Consider the following 16815-nt stretch of genomic DNA (forward strand, 5'->3'; position numbering starts at 1 on the left):
GTTTTTTTTTTTTCTTTTGGTGTTGCTGTAATTCAATTCCCCCGATGTTGTCATTATCCTTTTGTACCTTCTTGCTATTTTTTCTCTAATTTTTTTCGATGGTGGGTGCCCCGCTTTAACTGGGCCCCACCAGCCTTCGGCGTGCAAGAGTGGTTGCGTCAGCCCACCAACCCCAACTCCCGCGCGATCAGCATCCGCTGGACCTCGCTCGTGCCCTCGCCGATTTCGAGGATTTTGGAGTCTCGCCACATGCGGGCCACCGGGTATTCGTTCATGAAGCCGTAGCCGCCGTGGATCTGGGTGGCCTCTCGGGCGTTGTCGACCGCGACCGTGGACGAGTGGAGCTTGGCCAGGGCCGCCTCCTTCTTGAAGGAGGCGCCCGACACCAGGCGGGCCGCCGCGTCGCGCCAGGCGAGGCGGGCCGTGTGGGCCTTCATCTCCATGTCCGCGATCTTGAACTGGATAGCCTGGTTGGCGGCGATCGGCCTGCCGAAGGCGTGGCGTTCCTTCGCGTACTTGACCGACTCGTCGACGCAGCCCTGCGCCAGACCCGTCGCCAGCGCCGCGATCGCGATGCGGCCCTCGTCGAGGATGCGCAGGAACTGGGCGTAGCCGCGGCCCTCCTCGCCCAGGAGGTTCGCCGCCGGGACCCGGACGTCCGTGAAGGACAGCTCGCGGGTGTCCGAGGCGTTCCAGCCGACCTTGGAGTACGGGGCCGCGACCGTGAAGCCCGGTGTGCCGGACGGGACGATGATCGAGGAGATCTGCGGCCTGCCGTCGGGCTTGCGGCCCGTGACCGCCGTGACCGTCACCAGGCCCGTGATGTCCGTGCCCGAGTTGGTGATGAAGCACTTCGTGCCGTTGATGACCCACTCGTTCGTGGCGGAGTCGAGGCGTGCCGTCGTGCGGGTCGCGCCCGCGTCGCTGCCGCCGTCCGGCTCCGTCAGGCCGAACGCGCCCAGGACTTCGCCCGAGCAGAGGCGGGGGAGCCACTCCTGCTTCTGCGCCTCGGTGCCGTAGAGGTGGATCGGCATCGCGCCCAGCGAGACGCCGGCCTCCAGGGTGATGGCGATCGAGGAATCGACCCGCGCCAGTTCCTCCAGGGCCACGCCGAGGGCCAGGTAGTCACCGCCCATGCCGCCGTACTCCTCGGGGAAGGGCAGGCCGAACAGGCCCATGCGGCCCATCTCGCGGACGATCTCGTAAGGGAACTCGTGCCGCTCGTAGAAGTCGCCGATCTTCGGCGCCACCACCTCGTGCGCGAACTCCTCGACCGTACGGCGGAGTTCCTCCAGCTCGGGGGAGAGACGGTAGTCCATGGTGATCAGTGCTCCTCGGTGTCCTCGTGGGACAGGGCTCGGACGGTGCGGGACGGGCTGGGTCGGCCCAGGTGGGCGGCCATCCACGCGCTCGTGGCGACGAGGCGGCCGAGGTCGATTCCGGTGTCGATGCCGAGGCCCCGCAGCATCCACACGAGGTCTTCGGTGGCCAGGTTGCCGGTCGCGGACTTCGCGTACGGGCAGCCGCCCAGACCGCCCGCGGAGGCGTCGATCGTCGTGACGCCCTGCTGGAGCGCCGCGAGGGTGTTGGCGAGGGCCTGGCCGTAGGTGTCGTGGAAGTGGACCGCGAGGGTGGCGGGTGGAACGCCCGCTTCGTCCAGTGCTGCGAGGAGCGCCACCACGTGGCCGGGGGTGGCCACGCCGATCGTGTCGCCCAGGCTCAGCTCGTCGCAGCCCATGTCCAGCAGGGCGCGGCAGACCCGCACCACCTGGGCGATCGGGACGGCGCCCTCCCAGGGGTCGCCGAAGCACATCGACAGGTAGCCGCGGACGTGGACCGCATCGGCCTTCGCGCGGGTCACCACCGGCTCGAACATCGCCAGCGCCTCGTCCACCGTGCGGTTGAGGTTGGCCTTGGCGAAGGACTCCGTGGCGCTGGCGAAGACGGCGACCCGGCGGGCGCCCAGCGCCAGCGCGCGGTCCAGGCCGCGCTCGTTCGGGACCAGGACCGGGAGCGCGACGGGCAGGTCGGCGACCATCGGGAACAGCTGCTCCGCGTCCGCCAGCTGGGGCACCCACTTGGGGTGGACGAAGCTGGTCGCCTCGATCGTCGTCAGGCCGGCCTCGGCCAGGCGGTGGATGAACCGGGCCTTGACCTCCGTGGGGACCGTCGCCTTCTCGTTCTGCAGGCCGTCGCGCGCCCCGACCTCGTGGATGCGGACGCGGGTGGGCAGGTCCCTGCTCGGGACGGCCGTCGGAAGCCCTGGGACTGTCATTCCGCCGCCTCCTCGTGTGGTGCGATGACCGCCAGCACCTGGTCCATGGCGACCGTGGTGCCGGGTGCCACGTCCAGTTCGGTGACCTTGCCGGCGTGCGGCGCGGAGATGACGTGCTCCATCTTCATCGCCTCCACCACCAGCAGGCTCTGACCGGCGCTCACCTCGTCGCCGACGGCGACCTTCACCACCGTCACCGTGCCGGGCATCGGGGCGGTCAGCGAGTCGGCGCCCCCGTGGGCGGCGCGGGTGAGGGACGCGGCGACCGGGTCGTGGTCGCGTACGTGCCAGGCGTCGCCGTCGCGGCCGAGCCAGTCGGCGGCGCGGTGGAAGGTGTGCCGGACGCCGTCCAGGGTGACGCAGACCCGGTCGGTGGTGACCGTGGCCGTGCCGCGCGGGGTGTGCTCCAGGGGCTCCTGCACCCGCAGGGGGAAGGTGGCCGGCTTCGGTGCGCCGCCCAGGCGCCAGCCGCTCGGGACCGAGAACGGGTCCGTCCAGCCGCCCGGCTCCGGCTTCAGGGCATCGAGGCGTACGGCAGCCGCCGCCTCGTACACCTCCTCCGGCACGTCCGCCGGGACCAGGTCCTCCACCTCGCGCTCGACCAGGCCGGTGTCCATGTCGCCGGAGACCACGGCCGGGTGGGCGAGCAGACGGCGCAGGAACCCGGCGTTCGTCTGCACGCCGAGCGTCACCGTCCCGGCCAGGGCCGCCCGGAGCTTGCGCAGGGCCGTCGCACGGTCCGGGCCGTAGGCGATGACCTTGGAGAGCATCGGGTCGTAGAGGCTGCCGACCTCCGTGCCCTCGGTGAGGCCCGAGTCGGTGCGGACGCCGTCGCCCTGCGGCTCACGCAGCCTCAGGACCGTGCCGCCGGAGGGGAGGAAGCCCCGGGCCGGGTCCTCGGCACAGATGCGGGCCTCCACCGCGTGACCGGTCAGCCGTACGTCCGTCTGGGTGAAGCCGAGGGGCTCGCCGGCCGCCACCCGCAGCTGCCACTCGACCAGGTCGAGGCCGGTGATCAGCTCCGTGACCGGGTGTTCCACCTGGAGGCGGGTGTTCATCTCCATGAAGTAGTACGACGACGGGTCGTTGCCGGGGACGATGAACTCCACCGTGCCCGCGCCCCGGTAACCGCACGAGCGGGCCGCCTGGACCGCCGCCTCACCCATCGCCGCACGGGTCTCCTCGTCGAGGAGCACGCTCGGCGCCTCCTCGATGATCTTCTGGTGGCGGCGCTGGAGGGAGCACTCGCGCTCACCGAGGTGCACCACGTGCCCATGGGCGTCCGCCAGGACCTGGATCTCGATGTGGCGGGGGCGGTCGATCCAGCGCTCCACGAGGAGCGTGTCGTCGCCGAAGGAGGCCCGGGCCTCACGGCGGGCCGACGCGATCTCGTCCTCCAGCCGCGTCAGGTCCCGCACCAGGCGCATGCCCTTGCCGCCGCCGCCCGCGCTGGGCTTCAGCAGCACGGGCGCGCCCAGCTCGCGGGCCGCCTCGGCCAGGTCCGGGTCGCGTCCGCCGGGCACGACCGGAACCCCGGCTTCCTGGACCGTCTCCTTGGCCCGGATCTTGTCGCCCATCAGCGCGATGGCGTCCGCCGGGGGGCCGATGAAGACCAGGCCCGCCTCGGCGCACGCGCGCGCGAAGGCCGCGTTCTCCGCGAGGAAGCCGTAGCCCGGGTGGACGGCCTGCGCGCCCGTGCGGGCCGCCGCCTCCAGCAGGCGCTCCACGGAGAGGTAGCTCTCGGAGGCGGGGGCCGGGCCGATCCGGACCGCCGTGTCCGCCTCGCGGACGTGCCGGGCGTCGGCGTCCGCGTCGGAGAAGACGGCCACCGAGCGCACGCCCATCGACCGCAGTGTCCGGATGACGCGTACGGCGATCTCGCCCCGGTTGGCCACCAGCACTGTCTCGAACATCGTCGTCCGTCCCCTCACATCCGGAAGACGCCGAACTGGGGATCACCCAGGGGCGCGTTGGCGCAGGCGGTCAGGGCCAGGCCCAGCACCTGACGGGTGTCCATCGGGTCGATGACACCGTCGTCCCAGAGGCGGGCCGACGCGTAGTAGGCGCTGCCCTGGCGCTCGTACTGGGCGCGGATCGGGGCCTTGAAGGCGTCCTCGTCCTCCGCGGGCCAGGACTCGCCGCGGCCCTCCAGCTGGTCCCGCTTGACGGTCGCGAGGACCGAGGCGGCCTGCTCGCCGCCCATCACCGAGATCTTGGCGTTCGGCCACATCCACAGGAAGCGGGGGGAGTACGCCCTGCCGCACATCGAGTAGTTGCCCGCGCCGTACGAGCCGCCGACCACGACCGTCAGCTTCGGCACGCGGGTGCAAGCCACCGCCGTGACCATCTTGGCGCCGTGCTTGGCGATGCCGCCCGCCTCGTAGTCCTTGCCCACCATGAAGCCCGAGATGTTCTGCAGGAACACCAGCGGGATGCCGCGCTGGTCGCACAGCTCGATGAAGTGGGCGCCCTTCTGGGCGGACTCGGAGAACAGGATGCCGTTGTTGGCGACGATGCCCACCGGGTGGCCGTGGATCCGGGCGAAGCCGGTGACCAGCGTCTGGCCGAACTCGGACTTGAACTCGGCGAAGCGGGAGCCGTCGACGACCCGGGCGATGATCTCGCGCACGTCGTAGGGGGTGCGGGAGTCGACCGGGACCGCGCCGTAGAGGGCGTGCGGGTCGACCTTGGGTTCCGTCGCCTCCGTGACCTCCCAGGGGAGGGCCCCGCGCGCGGGGAGGGTGGAGACGATCGTGCGGACGATGCGCAGGGCGTGCGCGTCGTTCTCCGCGAGGTGGTCGGTGACGCCCGAGACGCGGGAGTGGACCTCGCCGCCGCCCAGCTCCTCCGCCGTGACGACCTCGCCGGTGGCCGCCTTCACCAGGGGCGGGCCGCCGAGGAAGATCGTGCCCTGGTTGCGGACGATCACCGCCTCGTCGCTCATCGCCGGGACGTACGCCCCGCCGGCCGTGCACGAGCCGAGGACGGCGGCGATCTGGGGGATGCCGGCGCCGGACATGCGGGCCTGGTTGTAGAAGATGCGGCCGAAGTGGTCCCGGTCGGGGAAGACCTCGTCCTGCATGGGGAGGAAGGCGCCGCCGGAGTCCACCAGGTAGACGCAGGGGAGGCGGTTGTCGAGGGCGACCTCCTGGGCGCGGAGGTGCTTCTTGACGGTCATCGGGTAGTAGGTGCCGCCCTTGACCGTGGCGTCGTTGGCGATGACCACCGTCTCGCGGCCGCTGACCCTGCCGATTCCGGCGATGACGCCGGCGGCCGGGGCCTGGCCCTCGTACATCCCGTCGGCCGCGAGCGGGGCCAGCTCCAGGAACGGCGAGCCCGGGTCGAGGAGGGTGTCGACGCGGTCGCGGGGGAGCAGCTTGCCGCGCGCGGTGTGGCGCGCGCGGGCCTTCTCGCCGCCGCCCTGTGCGGCGGCGGCGAGCTTGGTGCGCAGCTCCTCGACGAGGGCGTGGTGCGCCTCCTCGTTGGCCCGAAAGGCCTCCGACGCGGGGTCTGCCGCGCTCGTGAGCTCCGGTGCCTCGTGCATCCTGCGGGTCCCCTCACCTTGTTAATGAGCGTTAACGCATTTCCTTCAGGTTAACGACCGCTAACCTCCCTGTCTAGAATTGATTTCATGGCCACCAGAACCGACGCCCCCACCCGCCGTGAGCAGATCCTCAAGGAGGCCGCGCGGCTGTTCGCCGAGCGGGGCTTCCACGGGGTCGGAGTCGACGAGATAGGTGCCGCGGTCGGGATCAGCGGGCCCGGGCTGTACCGGCACTTCGCGGGCAAGGACGCGATGCTCGCGGAGCTGCTGGTGGGGATCAGTGGGCAGTTGCTGACGGGGGCGAAGCGGAGGCTGGCGGACGCGGAGGCGGACGGGGATGCGGGCGGGGGTGCGAGGGCGGAGGTGGTCCTCGACTCGCTGATCGAGGGGCACATCGACTTCGCGCTCGACGACCGGCCTCTGATCACCCTGCACGACCGGGAGCTGGATCGCCTCCGGGACAGCGACCGGAAGATGGTGCGGCAGCTGCAGCGGCAGTACGTGGAGCTGTGGGTGGGGGTCGTGCGGGAGGTGTACCCGGGGTTGGGGGAGCCTGCGGCTCGGTCGGCGGTGCACTCGGTGTTCGGGTTGCTGAACTCGACTCCGCATCTGGGGAGGGGTGGGTCGTTGCCGGGGCGGGGGGCTACGGCGGAGCTGCTGCACCGGATGGCCCGGGGGGCGTTCGCCGCGGCAGGGGTTTAGCGGCCTTTGCCCACCCACCCGCCCGAAACTGTCGGCCAGGAGGCCGGGCTCGCTCCGGGGCTCCGCCCCGTTCCCCGGCGGGGGCTTCGCCCCCTGCACCCCGGGGGGTTCCTGCCCGCCGGGAGTTGTCGGGCAAGGGGTGCGCCAGCCTCGGGGCTTCGCCCCGGACCTCGGCGGGGGCTTCGCCCCCTGCACCCCCGGGGGGTTCCCGCCCGCCGGGAGTTGTCGGGCAAGGGGCGCGCCAGCCTCGGGGCTTCGCCCCGGACCTCGGCGGGGGCTTCGCCCGCTGCACCCCCGGGGGGTTCCCGCCCGCCCGGAGTTGTCGGGCAAGAGGTGCGCCAGCCTCGGGCTCCGCGCCGGACTCCTGCGGGGCTTCCCCTCACCCCGGCGGGGGCTTCGCCCCACCCCCCGGCTGGGCTTCGCCCCCCCCTGCACCCCGGAGGTATCGCCCCTCCCCACCGGCGTGACGAGCATCTCCCCACCCCCTCCCTGGACGCTCGTCGATACTCGCCGGTATCTTTGACTGAGCAAGCGCTTAGACATGTGGAGCCTGGAGGTGGCGGCGTGCGCCGTACGGTGTTCAACGAGGATCACGAGGCGTTCCGGGAGACCCTTCGCGCCTTCATCGAGGCCGAGGTCGTACCCGTGTACGACGAGTGGTTCGCGGCGGGCCAGGCGCCCCGCGACTTCTACTACAAGCTCGGTGAGCTGGGCATCTTCGGCATCAACGTGCCCGAGGAGTTCGGCGGCGCCGGCCTGGAGAGCCACAAGTTCGAGGCCGTGCTGTACGAGGAGACCGCTCGCGCGGGCGTCGCGTTCGGCGGCTCCGGTGTGCACGTGCTGCTCGCCCTGCCCTACATCAAGATGCTCGCCACCGACGAGCAGAAGAAGCGCTTCCTGCCGAAGTTCGTCTCCGGTGAGGAGATGTGGGCCATCGCGATGACGGAGCCGGGCACCGGTTCCGACCTCGCGGGCATGAAGTCCACCGCCAAGCTCTCCGAGGACGGCACGCACTACGTCCTCAACGGCGCCAAGACCTTCATCACCGGCGGCGTCCACGCCGACCGCATGATCGTCTGCGCCCGCACCTCCGCCCCGACCGCCGAGGACCGCCGCCACGGCATCTCCCTCTTCGCCGTGGACACCAAGTCCGAGGGCTACTCCGTCGGCCGCAAGCTCGACAAGCTCGGCCTGAAGACCTCCGACACCGCCGAGCTGGCCTTCGTCGACGTCAAGGTCCCCGTCGAGGACCTTCTCGGCGAGGAGAACAAGGGCTTCTACTACCTGGGCCACAACCTGGCCTCCGAGCGCTGGGGCATCGCCTTCGGCGCCTACGCCCAGGCCAAGGCCGCGGTGCGGTTCGCCCAGCAGTACGTCCAGGACCGCACCGTCTTCGGCAAGACGGTGGCGTCCTTCCAGAACACCAAGTTCGAGCTGGCCGCCTGCCAGGCCGAGGTGGACGCCGCCGAGGCCGTCGCCGACCGCGCGACCGAGGCCCTGGACGCCGGTGAGCTCACCCCCGCCGAGGCCGCCTCCGCCAAGCTGTTCTGCACCGAGGTCGCCCACCGCGTCATCGACCGCTGCCTCCAGCTGCACGGCGGCTACGGCTTCATGAACGAGTACCCCATCGCCCGCCTGTACGCGGACAACCGCGTCAACCGCATCTACGGCGGCACCAGCGAGATCATGAAGTCGATCATCGCGAAGAACATGGGCCTGTAAGCCGACCGTAGTCATTGGCCGGTACAACAGTTGCCATGAGCAATGCACTCCAGAGCCTCCTCGATCTGCTCGACCTCGAGCAGATCGAGGAGGACATCTTCCGAGGCCGGTCCCGGTCCGCCGTCGTCCCCCGGGTCTTCGGCGGGCAGGTCGCGGCCCAGGCGCTCGTCGCCGCCGGACGCACGGTCCCCGAGGACCGGCCCGCGCACTCGCTGCACGCGTACTTCCTGCGCCCCGGCGACCCCGGCGCGCCCATCGTCTACACCGTCGACCGGATCCGCGACGGCCGTTCCTTCACCACCCGCCGGGTGGTCGCCGTCCAGCACGGCAAGCCGATCTTCCACCTCTCGGCATCGTTCCAGGTGCACGAGGACGGGCTGGATCACCAGGAGCCGATGCCCGCCTCGCCCGATCCCGTGACCCTCCCCACCGGCGAGGAGCGGCTGCGCGAGTACGGGCATCTCGACCCCGTAGTGGTGGAGAAGTTCCTCGAGGCCCGGGCCGCGGTCGATCTCCGCTACGTCGACGAGCCGCCCTACGGCCGGTTCGGCGAGCCGCGCGAGCCGCACTCGCAGGTGTGGTTCCGCACCAACGGCAAGCTCGCGGACGATCCTCCCCCAGACTCCGTCCGGGGGGACCCCCTGCTGCACGTCGTCCTCGCCACCTACGTCTCCGACATGACCCTGCTCGACTCCGTGCTGCTCGCGCACGGGCGCGGTGGCTGGGCCGTCGGGGACGTCGTCGGGGCCTCGCTCGACCACGCGATGTGGTTCCACCGGCCGTTCCGCGCCGACGAGTGGCTGCTGTACGACCAGGAGTCCCCGTCCGCGCACGGCGGCCGGGGACTGGGGCAGGCACGGATCTACACGCAGGACGGACGGCTCGCCATCACCGTCATCCAGGAGGGCGTCGTCCGCGTCCCGCGCGAGCGGGACCCTAGCTGAGGCCCGCCTCCGCGAGCAGGTACGCCGTCATCGGGTCGTAGTGGCGGGGGCTGATCACGTGGTCGTCGAGGGGGACCGTCACCTGCACGGTGCCCTCGGCCTCGGCGATGAACAGGGCCGGGTCGTTGCAGTCGGCGTAGCCGACGGAGTCCACGCCGTGCTGTCCCGCGTAGCCGGCCCAGCCGTGGTCGGCGACCACCAGGTCGGGCAGCGGGCGGCCCACTCGCTCCAGGGCCGTCAGGATCGCCTTCATCGGTTCGCCCGAGTGGGTGTGCCACAGGGTGGCGCCGTGCTCAAGGACCGCCACGTCGGCGAACTGCATGACGTAGCCCTCCTCGGTCGTCAGCCCGTCCGGGATGACGACGATCTCGCAGCCGGCCGCGCGCAGCGCCGACGCGGTCGCGCGGTGCACGTCGAGGAGGCCACCGGGGTGGCCGGTGGCGAAGAGAACGCGCTGCTGCCCGTCCGCCGCCTTGCGCAGCCGCCCGGCCATCCGCTCCAGGCCGTCGACGGTCAGCTCCGGGTCGATGGTGTCCTGGCCGTACCGGTATTCGGGGTCGTCGTTCACGCCGACCCGCTCCGCCATGACCGCGAGGACGTCCTGCTCGTCGTTCCAGCGGTCGCCGAGTTCCAGTCCGAGCCAGTAGTGGCGGTCGCTGTTCGCCAGCTTGCGGTAGTGGGAGAGGTTGTTCTCGCGGGGGGTGGCGACGTCGCCCGCGATGCGCGTCCTGACGAGGTGTTCGACGAGTTCGGCGCGGCTGGGTGTCCCGGATATCGGCATGCCATCCATTGTGAGGCAGCCGACCGGGGGCGTCCCTGGCGTATCGAGCGCTGGGACGTGCGTCACGTACTCAGCGGGACCCCGCTCACGTACTCAGATCACCGGTCGGACGTGCCGGTCCCGCTCACACGTGCCGCAGCGCGAACCAGAGTTCCATCCGTACGTCCGGGTCGTCGAGGTCCGTCTCCAGCAGGGCCGCGCAACGGGCGACGCGTTGCCGCACGGTGTTGCGGTGCACGGACAGGGCGACGGCCGTGCGGTCCCAGCTGCCGTGCAGGGACAGCCAGGTGCGCAGCGTCTCGGTGAGGGCGGGGTGGGCCGTGACGGGAGCGAGGACGGCACGGGCGTGGACCGCCGCCTCCTGCGACGGGACCAGGTCGGCCAGGGCGGGGCGTGCGCTGTGCCGCTGCAGCGGGGAGCGGGTGGCGCGGGCCCGGGCCAGGGCGCGGGCGGCCTGTGTGTCGGCGGTGGGCCAGTCGTGCGGGGCGACCGCGGCGCTGACGCCCAGGGTCCAGCCGGGCAGCGGCTCCGGTGCCCGGCCGGCCGGGACCAGGACGCGTACGGCGTCGCCCGCCGGGTCGACCAGGGCGGACCCGAGCGCGGCGCCCAGGGCGGAGGCCGCGACGGGGCCGGGGGCGCCGTCCCCGTCCGGCCGGGCGTGCACCACGAGCCACGGCCCCTCGCCCAGCAACCCCGCGACCTCCTCGGGCGGTGCGCCCAGCAGCAGCCGCACCAGCGCGGAGGAGCGGGCGGCACCGGTGCCGCTCTGCTGCTCGCCGGTGAGCAACGACAGCAGGACGGCCGCGACGGAGGCGACGGTGTGGTCGCCTGGGGTCCGCTGCGCGGCGACGACGCCGAGCACGAACCCGTGCCCGGCCCCCAGGCCGTAGGCGGCCAGGTGCAGACCGGCGACGGAGTCGGTGGCGGAGGAGGGGACGGGCGCCCCCGCCCGGGCCGGCCCCACCACCGCCGCCAGCCGGGTCAGCGCCGCCCGTGGCTCGTCCCCGGGTTTTCGTCCCGCCGAGGCGATCTCCGCGCCCTCCGGTCCGTACAGCACGGCCCAGCCGCCCAGTCGCCCCGAGAGTTGCCGGAGCACCGAGGGGACCGGGTCGGGGCGCGACGCGGCGGCGGCGAGGCTCTGCTGGGCCTCGGTGACGTGGCGGAGCTCGGCCAGACGGGCCCGGGCCATCAGCTGCCAGACCGCGCGGGCCACGCCCGAGAAGGTGGTCCGGGGCGGCACCTCCAGCAGGGGCAGGCCCCGTGAGGCGCAGGCCGCGACCAGCCCTTCCGGCACCGTGTCGTGCACGGGAGCCACCCCGAAGCCGAGGGCCGCGCCGCCCGCCGCCACGATCCGGGAGACGTAGTCGTCGAAGTAGGAGGTCCCCGCTCCCGCCGCGTCCGGGATGTGCACCCCGGCGCTGAGCAGCAGCTCACCGCCCAGCAGATAGGGATACGGGTCCGCCATCTCCGAGGTGTGCACCCAGTGGACGACGACGTCCTCGGCGGACGGGCCCGCGAGTTGCCGCAGGCCAAGGTCCTCGCGGGCCAGCAGCGCGGTCAGCGGGACGGGCGGGGTGGGCGGAACCGCCGGATCCGGCATGGTGTGCGTTCCCTCCATCCGGCACCGGCTCGAATGGATGAAACGTACACTTCGCAGTCGCTTTCCGGCCACCTAAGGTCAGTCCTCGTCACCCGCCGGCGACACCGATCGAAGGAGGCCCTCATGGCCGTCGACTACGCCGTCATCGTCGTGTACCTGGCCGGCATGCTGGCCATGGGCTGGTGGGGCATGCGCCGTGCCCGTTCCAAGAGCGAGTTCCTCGTGGCCGGCCGCCGCCTCGGCCCGGCCATGTACTCCGGCACCATGGCGGCGATCGTCCTCGGCGGCGCCTCCACGATCGGCGGGGTGGGCCTCGGCTACCAGTACGGCCTGTCCGGCGCCTGGATGGTCTTCACCATCGGCCTCGGCCTGCTCGCCCTGTCCGTCTTCTTCTCCGCCCGCATCGCCCGGCTGAAGGTCTACACCGTCTCCGAGATGCTCGACCTGCGTTACGGCGGCGGGCGTGCCGGGGTCGTCTCCGGTGTCGTCATGTGGGCGTACACGCTGATGCTCGCCGTCACCTCGACCATCGCGTACGCCACGATCTTCGACGTCCTGTTCGACATGAACCGCACGGTCGCGATCGTCCTCGGCGGCTCGATCGTCGTCGCGTACTCCACCCTCGGCGGCATGTGGTCGATCACGCTGACCGACATGGTGCAGTTCGTCGTGAAGACCATCGGCGTGCTGCTCCTGCTGCTGCCCATCGCCGTCGTGAAGGCGGGCGGCTTCAGCGAGATGAAGGCGCAGCTGCCCACCGCGTACTTCGACCCGCTGGGTATCGGCGGCGAGACGATCTTCACCTACGTGCTGATCTACACCTTCGGCATGCTCATCGGACAGGACATCTGGCAGCGCGTCTTCACCGCCGGCAGCGACAGGACCGCCAAGTGGGGCGGGACCGTCGCCGGCACCTACTGCCTCGCCTACGCCCTCGCCGGTGCCGTGATCGGCACCGCGGCCAAGGTGCTGTACCCCGAGCTCGGCAGCCCCGACGACGCTTTCGCGACCATCGTCAAGGACGAACTGCCCGTCGGGGTACGCGGACTCGTGCTGGCCGCCGCCCTCGCCGCCGTGATGTCGACGTCCTCCGGCGCGCTGATCGCCTGCGCGACCGTCGCCAGCAACGACATCTGGTCCCGGCTGCGGGGCCTCGGCAAGGCGCCCGCCGACAACGCGGACGACCATGACGAGGTGAAGGGCAACCGTCTCTTCATCCTGATCATGGGGCTCGCGGTCATCTGCACGGCCATCGCGATCGACAACGTCGTGGAGGCCCTGACCGTCGCCTACAACCTCCTCGTCGGCGGCCTGCTGGTGCCGATCCTGGGCGGACTGGTCTGGAAGCGGGGCACGGTCCACGGCGCCCTCGCCTCCGTCGTGGCCGGCGGACTCGCGGTCGTCGTGCTGATGGCGACGTACGGCATCCTCGCCAACGAGCCCGTCTACTACGGCCTGCTCGCCTCCCTCGCCGCCTACCTGGTCGTCTCCCTGGCCACCCCCGCCACCGACGCCGCCGTCCTCACCGCCTGGCGCGAGCGGCTCGCGGGCCGGTCTCCCGAACTCGCGTCCGAACCGGTCGCGGCTCCCCAGTAGAGTCGTAGTACAAGCAGCGCATAGCAGTACACACGCGATGAAGCGTAGGAAAGAGAGCATTTCTTCATGAGCAGCAACGAGACTCCGCGCGGGCCTGTCGACTCCTCCCGCGTCCCCCGGTACGCGGGGCCGGCGACCTTCGCCCGGCTGCCCCGGCTGGACGAGGTCGGCCGGGCCGATGTCGCCGTCGTGGGCGTGCCGTTCGACTCGGGTGTCTCGTACCGGCCGGGTGCCCGCTTCGGCGGCAACGCCATCCGTGAGGCGTCCCGGCTGCTGCGCCCGTACAACCCGGCGCAGGACGCCTCCCCGTTCGCCCTCGCCCAGGTCGCGGACGGCGGCGACATCGCCGTGAACCCGTTCAACATCAACGAGGCCGTCGAGACCGTCGAGGCCGCCGCCGACGACCTGCTCGGCACCGGCGCCCGCCTGATGACCCTCGGCGGCGACCACACCATCGCCCTGCCCCTGCTGCGCTCGGTCGCGAAGAAGCACGGCCCGGTCGCCCTGCTGCACTTCGACGCCCACCTCGACACCTGGGACACCTACTTCGGCGCCGAGTACACGCACGGCACCCCGTTCCGCCGCGCGGTCGAGGAGGGCATCCTCGACACCTCCGCCCTGTCCCACGTCGGCACCCGCGGCCCGCTCTACGGCAAGCAGGACCTGACCGACGACGAGAAGATGGGCTTCGGCATCGTCACCTCCGCCGACGTCTACCGGCGCGGTGCCGACGAGGTCGCCGACCAGCTGCGCCAGCGCATCGGCGACCGGCCGCTGTACATCTCCATCGACATCGACTGCCTCGACCCGGCCCACGCCCCCGGCACCGGCACCCCCGAGGCCGGCGGCATGACCTCGCGCGAACTGCTGGAGATCCTGCGCGGGCTGGCCTCCTGCAACCTGGTCTCCGCGGACGTGGTCGAGGTGGCCCCCGCGTACGATCACGCGGAGATCACGTCGGTGGCCGCGTCCCACACGGCCTACGAACTGACCACGATCATGTCCCGCCAGATCGCCGCGGCCCGGAAGGACTCGGAAGCCAAGTGACTCACGACCACGACCTGGTGCTCCGCCCCACGCCCGCCCAGACGGAGGCCGCCCTCAACCCTCCTCCCGGCCGCACCGGCGGAGACCTGGTCGTGGAGACGCTGGCCGGGCTCGGCGCGACGACCGTCTTCGGGCTGCCCGGCCAGCACGCCCTCGGCATGTTCGACGCCCTGCGCCGCTCGGACCTGAGGTACATCGGCCTGCGGGTGGAGAACAACGCCGGGTTCGCGGCGGACGCCTACGGCCGGATCACCGGTGAGGCCGCGCCGCTGCTGCTGTCGACCGGCCCGGGGGCCCTGACCTCCCTGGCGGCCCTCCAGGAGGCGGCGGCGGCCTCCGCGCCCGTGCTGGCGATCAGCAGCCAGGTCCCGACGGCGGGCCTGGGCGGCGGCCGCCACGGCTACCTGCACGAACTCCCGGACCAGGCCGCCTCGTTCCGGGGCGTGGTCAAGTCCGTCCACACCGTCCGCACCCAGTCGCAGATCCCCTCCGCGATCGAGGCGGCCTGGACGTCGGCGCTGACCGCCCCGCACGGCCCGGTGTGGGTGGAGATCCCGCAGGACGTGCTGCTCGCCGAGACGGCGATCCCCGTCGTGACGGGCGGCGACGCCTTCCCCGAGGAGCTGCCGCCGCGCCCCGAACTGACCGCCGTGGCCGCCGACCTGCTGTCGAGGGCCGCCCGTCCGGCGATCATCGCGGGCGGGGGAGTGGTCCGGGCGGACGCCTCCGGCAAGCTGAGGCAACTGGCGGAGCGGCTTCAGGCCCCGGTGGTCACCACGCCCGGCGGCAAGGGCGCCTTCCCCTGGAAGCACCCGCTGTCCCTCCGGTCGTGGATCGAGGACCGGCACACCACCGATTTCCTGGAGGACGCCGACGTCCTCCTGGTCGTCGGCTCCGGCCTCGGCGAACTCTCCTCGAATTACCACACGTTCAAGCCGCGCGGCCGGGTCGTCCAGATCGAGGCGGACGTCGGCAAGCTGGAGTCCAACCATCCGGCGCTGGGCATCCACGCGGACGCGCGCCTCGCCTTGCAGGCGCTGCTGGAGACGGTGTCCGAACGCCAGGACGCGACGGCGGCGGACCGGGCCCGGGAGGTGCTCGCGAGGGTCGCCGAGCGCATCGCCGGCCAGGAACTCACCCTGGAACAGGACGTCCTGGCGTCGGTCCGCAGGGCACTGCCCGCCGACTCCCCGTCCTTCTGGGACATGACGATCCTCGCGTACTGGGCCTGGTCGGCCTTCGACGCCAAGGGCCCCAACCACATGCACTCCGCCCAGGGCGCCGGCGGCCTCGGCTACGCCTTCCCCGCCGCACTCGGCGCGGCGGTGGCCGACCCGACCCGCCCGGTCCTCGCCGTCTCCGGCGACGGCGGGGCCCTGTACTCCATCGCCGAGCTGGCCACGGCCCGCCAGTACGACCTGAACGTCACCTGGCTGATCGTCGACGACGGCGGCTACGGCATCCTGCGCGAGTACATGACCGACGCGTTCGGCGAGGCGACGGCGACGGAACTGACCCGGCCGGACTACGTGGCGCTGGCGGAGTCCTTCGGCGTCCCCGGGGTGCGGACGACCCCGGAGAACCTGGAGCAGGACCTCGCCAAGGCGCTCGCGGCGCCCGGGCCCTCGGTGGTCCTGCTCCCGGCGGTGCTGCGGATGTTCGCGCCGACCCACCTGGGCTCGGACTGAACTCCCGTCGCGGGAGGGGAGTTCAGTCTCAGTGATCGCTACCAGATCGCCTCGACCCACTCCGGGTGGTCGATGAACGGGTTGCGGTTGTGCTGGTAGGTGTCGTAGATGGCCTGGTTGCGCTTCTCCTCGAAGGCGCTCGGCGGGTCCTGCTCGTTCCACTGCTTGAGGACGGAGAGCTTGCCCATGTAGGGGTTGCTGCCGTTGCTGACCTTCTCGTTCGGCTCGAGGTCGGCGAAGCCGTCGCCGCCGTCGTAGCGCACGGCCATGTACAGGATCATGCGGGCCACGTCGCCCTTGTCGGCGTCGCGCGGCTCGAAGGAGTCGGAGTCCGTGAGGCTGCCGCCCCCGCCGCTGACCGTGCTGCCGCCGTTGTCGAAGTCCTTGTTGCCGCGGATGCTGTTGACCTGCACGTCCGCAGGGCGCAGGTGGTGCAGGTCGGTGCCGGGGCCGGTCACCTCGCCGAAGTCGCCGTGGGACTTGGCCCACGTGTGCTCGCGGTTCCAGTCGCCGAGGTCGCCGCCGTTGAGGGACTTGCTGCGTGAGACACCGCTGTACAGCAGGATCACGTTGTTGCTGTTGTTCGGGTCCTGGTCGGTGACCTTGAGGGCGTTCCAGACCGCGGAGTACGAGATCTTCGAGACGTTGGCGCTGATGATCGTGTGCAGGGAGGACTTCAGGCTCGTCCCCGTCTTGCCGACCGCGTTCTTGTAGTACGTCGTGTCGTACGCGGTCGTCGTGGCCGCGGCCGGGGTGGCGGTCAGGGTGGACGCGGTGAGGCCGGCCAGGGCTGCGGCCGTGGCCAGAGCCACGGGCTTCCATCGGCGTATCCGTGTTGTCGCCAGCATGTGGGGTCCCATCTACGCGGGTTGATCGGAGGCGGCAATCGGGAGAGTGACATGGACATGCGGCCGTG

The 16815-nt window shown here is 71.6% G+C and carries 13 protein-coding genes; 6 read left to right on the forward strand and 7 right to left on the reverse strand.

From position 1 onward, the window contains the following. Nucleotides 1-158: 158 nt before the first annotated feature. The 4 genes from ACFCXS_RS08030 to ACFCXS_RS08045 are packed head-to-tail and all read right to left on the reverse strand — an operon-like array spanning nt 159 to nt 5819. Nucleotides 159-1319 (reverse strand): acyl-CoA dehydrogenase family protein, encoded by a 1161-nt coding sequence (locus ACFCXS_RS08030; protein ID WP_376642195.1) that lies wholly within the window; start codon nt 1317-1319, stop codon nt 159-161. Between the two features lie 5 nt (nt 1320-1324). Next, entirely contained in the window at nt 1325-2275 is a 951-nt protein-coding gene (locus tag ACFCXS_RS08035) for a hydroxymethylglutaryl-CoA lyase (protein WP_376642196.1), read from the reverse strand. Next, nucleotides 2272-4188 (reverse strand): acetyl/propionyl/methylcrotonyl-CoA carboxylase subunit alpha, encoded by a 1917-nt coding sequence (locus ACFCXS_RS08040; RefSeq protein ID WP_376642197.1) that lies wholly within the window; start codon nt 4186-4188, stop codon nt 2272-2274. The genes ACFCXS_RS08035 and ACFCXS_RS08040 overlap by 4 nt, the downstream gene beginning before the upstream one ends. A 14-nt stretch (nt 4189-4202) precedes the next feature. Then, nucleotides 4203-5819 (reverse strand): carboxyl transferase domain-containing protein, encoded by a 1617-nt coding sequence (locus tag ACFCXS_RS08045; protein ID WP_376642198.1) that lies wholly within the window; start codon nt 5817-5819, stop codon nt 4203-4205. A gap of 87 nt (nt 5820-5906) precedes the next feature. Here ACFCXS_RS08045 and ACFCXS_RS08050 point away from each other — a divergent pair, with 87 nt between their 5' ends. From ACFCXS_RS08050 to ACFCXS_RS08060, 3 genes are all read left to right on the forward strand, one after another. Continuing rightward, nucleotides 5907-6521 (forward strand): TetR/AcrR family transcriptional regulator, encoded by a 615-nt coding sequence (locus ACFCXS_RS08050; protein ID WP_376642199.1) that lies wholly within the window; start codon nt 5907-5909, stop codon nt 6519-6521. 564 nt (nt 6522-7085) lie between these two features. Beyond that, entirely contained in the window at nt 7086-8243 is a 1158-nt protein-coding gene (locus ACFCXS_RS08055) for an acyl-CoA dehydrogenase family protein (RefSeq protein WP_376642200.1), read from the forward strand. Between the two features lie 35 nt (nt 8244-8278). Continuing rightward, entirely contained in the window at nt 8279-9187 is a 909-nt protein-coding gene (locus ACFCXS_RS08060) for an acyl-CoA thioesterase (RefSeq protein ID WP_376642201.1), read from the forward strand. Here the strand turns inward: ACFCXS_RS08060 and ACFCXS_RS08065 are convergent. Together ACFCXS_RS08065 and ACFCXS_RS08070 are read right to left on the reverse strand one after the other, a co-directional pair. Further along, nucleotides 9180-9968, reverse strand: coding sequence for a phosphatase (locus ACFCXS_RS08065; RefSeq protein WP_376642202.1), 789 nt, complete (start codon nt 9966-9968; stop codon nt 9180-9182). The genes ACFCXS_RS08060 and ACFCXS_RS08065 overlap by 8 nt on opposite strands. Nucleotides 9969-10092: 124 nt before the next feature. Further along, complete coding sequence (locus tag ACFCXS_RS08070) at nt 10093-11568, reverse strand: PucR family transcriptional regulator ligand-binding domain-containing protein (protein ID WP_376642203.1); 1476 nt, start codon at nt 11566-11568, stop codon at nt 10093-10095. 123 nt (nt 11569-11691) lie between these two features. Between ACFCXS_RS08070 and ACFCXS_RS08075 the strand changes: the two genes are divergently transcribed. The 3 genes from ACFCXS_RS08075 to ACFCXS_RS08085 all read left to right on the forward strand — a co-directional run bounded on the left by ACFCXS_RS08075 (nt 11692) and on the right by ACFCXS_RS08085 (nt 15899). Next, nucleotides 11692-13164, forward strand: a complete 1473-nt coding sequence (locus ACFCXS_RS08075; RefSeq protein ID WP_376642204.1) for a sodium:solute symporter — start codon at nt 11692-11694, stop codon at nt 13162-13164. A gap of 66 nt (nt 13165-13230) precedes the next feature. Continuing rightward, a complete protein-coding gene (speB, locus tag ACFCXS_RS08080; RefSeq protein ID WP_030838119.1) occupies nt 13231-14211 on the forward strand; it encodes an agmatinase in 981 nt (326 codons plus the stop codon). Then, the gene (locus tag ACFCXS_RS08085) at nt 14208-15899 is read left to right on the forward strand and encodes a thiamine pyrophosphate-binding protein (RefSeq protein WP_376642205.1); all 1692 of its coding nucleotides are present in this window, start codon (nt 14208-14210) and stop codon (nt 15897-15899) included. Before speB ends, ACFCXS_RS08085 begins: the two co-directional genes overlap by 4 nt. A 38-nt stretch (nt 15900-15937) precedes the next feature. Here the strand turns inward: ACFCXS_RS08085 and ACFCXS_RS08090 are convergent, their stop codons facing one another. Further along, nucleotides 15938-16747, reverse strand: coding sequence for an endonuclease I family protein (locus tag ACFCXS_RS08090; protein ID WP_376642206.1), 810 nt, complete (start codon nt 16745-16747; stop codon nt 15938-15940). Between the last annotated feature and the right edge of the window lie 68 nt (nt 16748-16815).

The organism is Streptomyces sp. NPDC056373 (assembly GCF_042262425.1).
In the GTDB taxonomy this organism is placed as follows: Bacteria; Actinomycetota; Actinomycetes; order Streptomycetales; family Streptomycetaceae; genus Streptomyces.